The organism is Sandarakinorhabdus sp., from assembly GCF_041689835.1.
Lineage (GTDB): Bacteria > Pseudomonadota > Alphaproteobacteria > Sphingomonadales > Sphingomonadaceae > Sandarakinorhabdus.
In genome coordinates this window covers 1-5572 of record NZ_JBDNFM010000050.1, presented here as the reverse complement: position 1 = coordinate 5572, position 5572 = coordinate 1, and the positions used below count along the sequence as shown (strand labels likewise).

Genomic DNA, 5572 nt, shown 5'->3' with positions numbered 1-5572 from the left:
GCATCTTCGGGTCCTACACCGAAATCGTCGATCACTGCTGTGACGCCTGGAACAAGCTGATCGATCAGCCAGACCGCATCAAATCCATCGGAATGCGCCAATGGGCACATGGGTCATGATTATCGCGACTTGGTATAAGCCCTCTGCCGCGGCCAGCTTGCCGGTGAAAACGGCAGGGAGTTGGCGAGTTGGCGAGTGAAGTGACGCATGATTTGTCTGGCCAGAGCGCGGCCGAAGCGCGGGCGCGCTGGCTGCTGATCACGCTGCTGTTTGCCGGTACCGCGTTGAATTATGTTGATCGGCAAGTGCTGGCGCTGCTCAAACCGACGCTTGAGGTTGAATTCGGCTGGACCGATCAGGAATTCGCCCATCTCGGCAGCGTTTTCCAGTTGTCGGCGGCGTTTGCGCTGCTGGCGGTGGGGTGGTTCGTCGATCGTTTCGGGGTGCGCGCCGCGTATGGCGTGGCCGTTGCGGTGTGGAGCGCGGCCGGCATGGCGCATGCGGCCGCCGCCACCGTGAGCCAGTTTGTCGTGGCACGCAGCGTGCTGGCGGTGGCCGAAAGCGTCAACACGCCGGCCGCAGTGAAGGCGGCGGCCACCTATCTGCCACTCACCCAGCGCAGCCTTGGCCTTGGCCTCGTCAACACCGCGCCCAATATCGGTGCCATCCTGACACCGCTGCTGATCCCGCCGCTGGCGCTGGCCTTTGGCTGGAAGGCGGCTTTCATCGTCACCGGCGCGCTGGGGTTTGTGTGGCTGGCGTTCTGGATCATCGGCACGCGCCGGCTGGTTCCGGCGGCGGGCGTGAAGAAGGCAGCGCTTGATGGCAATTGGTCCGAATTGCTGCGCGATCATCGCACGTGGACGATCGTGGGCGCCAAGGCGTTCACCGATTGCGTGTGGTGGTTCGTGCTGTTCTGGTCGCCCGATTTTCTGGCGAAAACTTTCGGCCTGTCGCAGGGTGAGATCGGCGTGCCCACTGCCATCATCTTCAGCTTGGCCGGCCTTGGCGCGCTGAGCTCCGGCTTCCTGTTTCCGGCACTGCTGAAACGCGGCATGACCGTCAACCGCGCCCGCAAATCGAGCATGCTGTTTTATGCCGTGCTCATCCTGCCAATGCCGCTGGCGCTGCAGGTGTCCGGGCCGATTGCGGCGGCGCTCATCATTGGCTTGGCGCTGTTTGCCCACCAAGGCTTTTCCACCAACATCTTCGGGTTGGCCGCCGATACCGTCCCCACCTCCCGCGTCGCCGGCGTGATGGCGCTGGGCGGGGTGGCCGGCAACCTCACCGGCACCGGCATCATCGAGCTGACCGGCTGGTGCCTCACCAACGGCGTCGGCTATTGGCCGATGTTCGCCATCGCGGCGGGCGCCTATCTGACGGCGCTGCTGTTCATCCAGCTGATGCAACCCGATATCCGCGCGCTGGACGAAGGCTGAATAAGGATGCCTCCGGCGGGCAGGGACGCAGTCCCTGCACCCGTTTGGTTTGAAGTGAGCGGGTTTTGGGCGCGTCCGTTTGCGTTCCCTTGCGGTCCCTCGCATCCGCGTGCCACTGTCTCGCCATGGTCATTCGCAACCCAAGATTGGCAACCGCCCTCACATGCGTTCTGTTAGCGACGAAGGCCCACGGAGCTAAGCTGCCACCTATCGCATTTCTTTCGATGGGTTTCAGAGAAGCAACGATGGCCGATTTTACGGATAGCCCGTGGGCGGCTAGGCGTCGAACAGAGGCCGGCGGCTATCTTGCAGTGACAGCCGACTTCGATGGCGATGGGAAGGCGGATGAGGCTCGTATCCTGCTGAATGACCAGCGAAGGGTGGCCTATGTCGTAGCTGTCATTCAGTCCCCAGCTAAGGTCGACACTTACGTCCTGTCTCAGATAGCATTACATGACGCGAAGGATATTGGGATCGCGCTAGCGAACCCGCTGGCGAACGATAAATCTCGTGGATTAGCCGGGGTGAATATCTTCGCACTCGACAGCGGACAGGGTGAAGCGAGCTACTTCGATGGGGAGAGCTTCAACACGCGGGTAGTTTCGCCAGCAGGCGCTTCGGAGAGCAAATAGCGGGCGTCCGCTTCCCACGCCAAAGCTGCCATCGAGCACCGCCCGAAAGCAAACGAGTGCAGGGTCTGCGACCCTGCCCGCCGGAGGCCCTCTTGCTTGCCTTCACCGTCCCGCCAGCATCTCCTCCACCCATGCTGGCACCAGCTCGCCGGCCGGGCCGTGGCGGGCTTCGTCGAACATCGGCGTGCCGGCGGACGGTTCGAGGTTGAGTTCCAGCGTGCGCGCGCCGGCTTCGCGCGCCCACTGGACGAAACCCGCCGCCGGGTAAACCGCGCCCGACGTGCCGATGGACACGAACAGATCGCAGCGGGTGATTGCGGCGGTGATTTCCTCCATGTGGTAGGGCATCTCGCCGAACCAGACGATATCGGGGCGCAATCCGCCGCTCTGCCGGCACGCGAGGCACGGCGGGTTGCCGATCAGCGGCCCGCGCCATGGCCGCGCCGCGCCGCAGCCGGTGCACAAAGCCGAATTCAGCTCGCCATGCATGTGCAGCAAGTTGTTGTGGCCGGCGCGGTCGTGCAGATCATCGACATTCTGGGTGACGAGCAGAAAGCCCCCGCTCCGTTCCGCCTCCAGCCGCGCCAGCGCAGTGTGCGCCGCATTGGGTTCCACCTGCCCCAGAAACGCACGGCGCTGATCGTAAAACTGCTGCACCATCGCCGGATTGCGGCGGAAGGCCTGCGGGGTGGCCACATCCTCCACGCGGTGGCCTTCCCACAGGCCGTCGGCGGCGCGGAAGGTGGGCACGCCGGATTCGGCCGAAATGCCGGCGCCGGTGAGGATGACGATTTTGGGTGATGCAGCCATGGCGGCAAACGTAGCCGGAGCTGGCGAAGTGCCGCAAGCTGTGGCTGCTTGGGCAGATGAAAGGGCAGCGGGCGGGCTCAGCCGTCGGAGGCGCTAGCGTGCCTGAGCGGTTGCACAGTCGCCGCCAAGCCGCCAAAGTGGCTGGTATGACGAAAAAGCCGATCAGGATTGGCGTGCTGGGGGCCGGCGGCCGCATGGGGCAGGCCATCATCACCTCGCTGGGCGATTGGCCCGGCCTGATCCTGTCGGGCGCGGTGGAACGGGCCGGCCATCCCAGTTGCGGGCGCGCGGCGGGGCCGGGGCATCCCGAAACCCTCACCATCTGCTCCAACATCGGCGCCATCGCGCACAAATGCGACGTGCTGATCGATTTTTCGGTGCCGGCTACGCTTTATGCGAGCATCGAGGCGGCGCAGGAAGGCCGCTGCGCGCTGGTGATCGGCACCACCGGGCTGGATGCCGAACACCACGCCCTGATCGACGCCGCCGCACGCGACATCGCCGTGTTGCAGGCCGCCAATACCAGCCTGGGCGTTACCTTGCTGGCGCGGCTGGTCGAACAGGCTGCCGCCGCGCTGGGGCCGGACTGGGATATCGAGATTGCCGAACTGCACCACCGGTTGAAAGTGGATGCGCCATCAGGCACGGCGCTGGCGCTGGGTGAGGCGGCCGCCAAGGGACGCGGCATCGATCTGGTCAGCCACAGTGATCGGGGCCGCGATGGCATCACCGGCGCGCGGGTGGAAGGCCATATCGGCTTTGCATCGTTGCGCGGCGGCAGTGCAGCGGGCGATCATCTGGTGCTGCTGGCCAGCGAAGGCGAGCGCATCGAATTGTGGCATCGTGCTGAAAACCGCAGCATATTTGCACGCGGCGCCTTGAAGGCGGCGCAGTGGCTGGCGGGCCGCAAGCCCGGGCGTTATGCCATGGCCGACGTGCTGGGGCTCTGATTGCGGTAGCGCGCCAAGGCTTCGCGCACCACCGCGGCCACTTCGCGCCGTTCGGGCGCCGATAGAAATTGCCCGATCCGCAGCCGCCGGCCGCGTGACGCCAGGAAAACATGGGCATCGCCCAGCGGGGTTTCCTCGATATCAACCCGCGTGAAATAGGCCTCCAGCTGCTCGCTCACCGCTTCACCCCACGGGCTGACGCGGGTGAGGGTGAGGGCGTCATGGGCCAGCACCAGCCGCTCGTGCGCGCCGCCCGATCGGTAATTGCTGCGCAGCGCCCAGGCCAGCAGCGCAACATCGGCGATCATGAACGGAATGATCGGCCACAGGCCCAGCACCAGGAAACGGATGGAGCCGATGAGGAACAACCCGCCCACCACCAGCACCAGCAGCCGCGCATGATCGCGCGGCAGAGACCGATTCGGCGTGAGAGTGAGATCCAGCGACACTTCGACTTCATATTCGCATGAGGCTTTACCTGCCAACCGCTTTGGCGGAAGGGCGACATCATGACCAAAATCTATCAACGCTTGCAGACAGCGGCCGAAATCGACGGCTATTTCCGCATCCTTGCCGCAGCCCGGCCAGAGCCGGAGACGGAGCTGGCCTATGGCAATGGTTATCAGCTGCTGGTTGCCGTCGTGTTGTCGGCGCAGGCCACCGATGTCGGGGTGAACAAGGCCACCAAGCGCCTGTTCGAAGCAGTGCAGACGCCGCAGCAGATGCTCGATCTGGGCGAAGAAGGCCTCAAGCAGCACATCCGCACCATCGGCCTGTTCAATGCCAAGTCGAAAAACGTGATCGCCCTTTCGCGCCGGCTGGTGAATGATTTTGGCGGCGAGGTGCCGGCTGGCCGCGACGTGCTGGAAACCCTGCCGGGCGTGGGCCGCAAGACCGCCAACGTGGTGGTCAACGTGCTGTTCGGCGAGGAAACCTGCGCGGTGGACACCCACGTGTTCCGCCTTGCCAACCGCACCGGCCTGGCGCCGGGCAAGACGGTGCTGGCGGTGGAAAACGGCATCATGAAACGGGTGAAGCCGCCGTGGCGCCGCAATGCCCACCATTGGCTGATCCTGCACGGCCGTTATGTGTGCACCGCGCGCAGCCCCAAGTGCCTCGATTGCCAGGTGGCACATCTGTGCCAGTTCAAGGCCAAGCAGGTTTTGGCCTGAAGTTCAGCAGCGGTTCAGCACGCCGGCGCGACCCTGCGTATGGTGGAGGACGAATGATGCGCGCATTCTTGCTGACGGTAATGCTGCTGGCGGCACCCGCGATTGCCCAGCCTGCCGCCGTTCCAGCAGCGGCGCCCGAAACGCGCAGTTGCCTGCCCATGCCACAGATCCGCGGCAGCGATGTGGTGGACGGGCAAACCATCGATTTCCGCCTGCGCGACGGCAGCGTGTGGCGCAACCGCCTGCCGCGCAGCTGCCCCGGCCTCGGCTTCGATCGCGCCTTCAGCTACACCACCAGCATCCCGCAATTGTGCAATGTTGATATCATCCGCGTCATCGTGCTGGGCAACCCCGGCCTGACCGGCTCCACCTGCGGCCTCGGCCAGTTCGAACGCCAGCCGCCCAAACCGGTCAAGAACCGCTGAACACACAAATCCGTCTGGCGCGCACCCGCAACCACTGCTAACAGCGCCTTCGCACAGGCACCCGTAGCTCAGCTGGATAGAGCGCTGCCCTCCGAAGGCAGAGGCCACTGGTTCGAATCCAGTCGGGTGCACCACTTTTCATTG

The 5572-nt window shown here is 64.7% G+C and carries 7 protein-coding genes, 1 tRNA gene and 1 pseudogene; 7 read left to right on the top strand and 2 right to left on the bottom strand.

Annotated features, from left to right (window positions below; all coding sequences use genetic code 11):
• The 3 genes and pseudogenes from ACESL8_RS02610 to ACESL8_RS02600 form a co-directional block, all read left to right on the top strand.
• Positions 1-119: pseudogene (locus ACESL8_RS02610) on the top strand (IS630 family transposase); the annotation flags it as partial.
• A 69-nt stretch (positions 120-188) separates the two neighbouring features.
• Positions 189-1439 (top strand): MFS transporter, encoded by a 1251-nt coding sequence (locus ACESL8_RS02605; RefSeq protein WP_372915653.1) that lies wholly within the window; start codon positions 189-191, stop codon positions 1437-1439.
• A gap of 125 nt (positions 1440-1564) precedes the next feature.
• A complete protein-coding gene (locus ACESL8_RS02600; protein WP_372915651.1) occupies positions 1565-2071 on the top strand; it encodes a hypothetical protein in 507 nt (168 codons plus the stop codon).
• Positions 2072-2173: 102 nt separating this feature from the next.
• Here the strand turns inward: ACESL8_RS02600 and ACESL8_RS02595 are convergent, their stop codons facing one another.
• On the bottom strand, positions 2174-2881 hold the full coding sequence (locus tag ACESL8_RS02595; protein ID WP_372915649.1) for an NAD-dependent deacylase: 708 nt from the start codon (positions 2879-2881) through the stop codon (positions 2174-2176).
• Positions 2882-3027: 146 nt separating this feature from the next.
• Here ACESL8_RS02595 and dapB point away from each other — a divergent pair, with 146 nt between their 5' ends.
• Complete coding sequence (gene dapB, locus ACESL8_RS02590) at positions 3028-3831, top strand: 4-hydroxy-tetrahydrodipicolinate reductase (protein ID WP_372915647.1); 804 nt, start codon at positions 3028-3030, stop codon at positions 3829-3831.
• On the opposite strand, the gene ACESL8_RS02585 is transcribed toward dapB, so the two are convergent.
• Positions 3801-4280: a DUF2244 domain-containing protein gene (locus ACESL8_RS02585; protein ID WP_372915645.1), complete on the bottom strand. Its 480-nt coding sequence runs from the start codon at positions 4278-4280 to the stop codon at positions 3801-3803. The genes dapB and ACESL8_RS02585 overlap by 31 nt on opposite strands.
• A 60-nt stretch (positions 4281-4340) precedes the next feature.
• On the opposite strand from ACESL8_RS02585, the gene nth reads away from it, so the two are divergent.
• The 3 genes from nth (at position 4341) to ACESL8_RS02570 (ending at position 5562) form a co-directional block, all read left to right on the top strand.
• The gene (gene nth, locus ACESL8_RS02580) at positions 4341-5003 is read left to right on the top strand and encodes an endonuclease III (RefSeq protein WP_372915643.1); all 663 of its coding nucleotides are present in this window, start codon (positions 4341-4343) and stop codon (positions 5001-5003) included.
• A gap of 53 nt (positions 5004-5056) precedes the next feature.
• Complete coding sequence (locus ACESL8_RS02575) at positions 5057-5428, top strand: hypothetical protein (protein ID WP_372915641.1); 372 nt, start codon at positions 5057-5059, stop codon at positions 5426-5428.
• A 57-nt stretch (positions 5429-5485) separates the two neighbouring features.
• A tRNA-Arg gene (locus tag ACESL8_RS02570) sits at positions 5486-5562 on the top strand.
• The last annotated feature ends 10 nt before the right edge of the window (positions 5563-5572 follow it).